This window comes from Nocardia sp. TBRC8007 (assembly GCF_056629435.1).
On sequence record NZ_JBWSOR010000117.1, the window covers coordinates 1 to 833 of the forward strand.

The following is an 833-nucleotide window of genomic DNA, read 5'->3' on the forward strand; positions in this document are numbered from 1 at the left end:
CGCTTGTGCATGGTGGGTCGGTGGTTGTGGTGCCGCCGGAGGTGGTGCGGTCGCCGGTGCAGTTGTGGGAGTTGGTGGTGCGGGTGGGGGTGACGGTTTTGAGTCAGACGCCGTCGGCGTTTTATGAGTTGGTCGAGGCCGAGGAGTTGTGTGCGGTGGATGTTCGGGCGGGGTCGGTGTTGCGGATGGTGGTGTTCGGTGGGGAGCGGTTGGATGTGCGTCGGGTGCGGGGGTGGTTGCCTGCCGCGCGGCCGGGGGGTCCGGTGTTGGTGAATATGTATGGCATCACCGAGACAACGGTGCATGTCACCCATATCACCCTTGATGACGCGGCGGGTGACGCGGCAGTGAGTCCGATCGGGGTGCCGCTGGCGAATGCGCGGGTTTATGTCCTCGACCATTGGTTGCGTCCGGTGCCGGTGGGGGTGACCGGTGAGGTGTATGTCGCGGGAACCGGGGTGGCGCGTGGTTATGTTTCTCGACCGGAATTGACCGTGGCGCGGTTCGTCGCTTGCCCGTTCGGGGATGTGGGGCAGCGGGTGTATCGGACCGGGGATGTGGTGCGGTGGACTGCGGCGGGGGTGCTGGAGTATGTGGGTCGGGCTGATGAGCAGGTGAAGGTTCGGGGGTTCCGGGTGGAGCCGGGGGAGGTGGCGGCGGTGTTGGGGTCGCATCCGGGGGTGGGGCAGGCGGTGGTGGTGGCGCGGGAGGCGCCTGGGGCGGGTACACAGTTGGTGGGGTATGTGGTCCTCGACCGGTCGGGTGTGGTGGGGGAGGGGGAGTTGGTCGAGCAGTGGTGTCGGGTGTACGACGATCTGTCCGCCGGGGCGGGG

1 protein-coding gene is annotated in these 833 nt (G+C 67.5%); it reads left to right on the plus strand.

Annotated elements, in window-relative coordinates:
- Positions 1–5: 5 nt before the first annotated feature.
- Positions 6–833, plus strand: an 828-nt coding sequence (locus ACX4ZE_RS22875; RefSeq protein ID WP_480275528.1) for an AMP-binding protein, incomplete at its 3' end; no start/stop codon positions are given.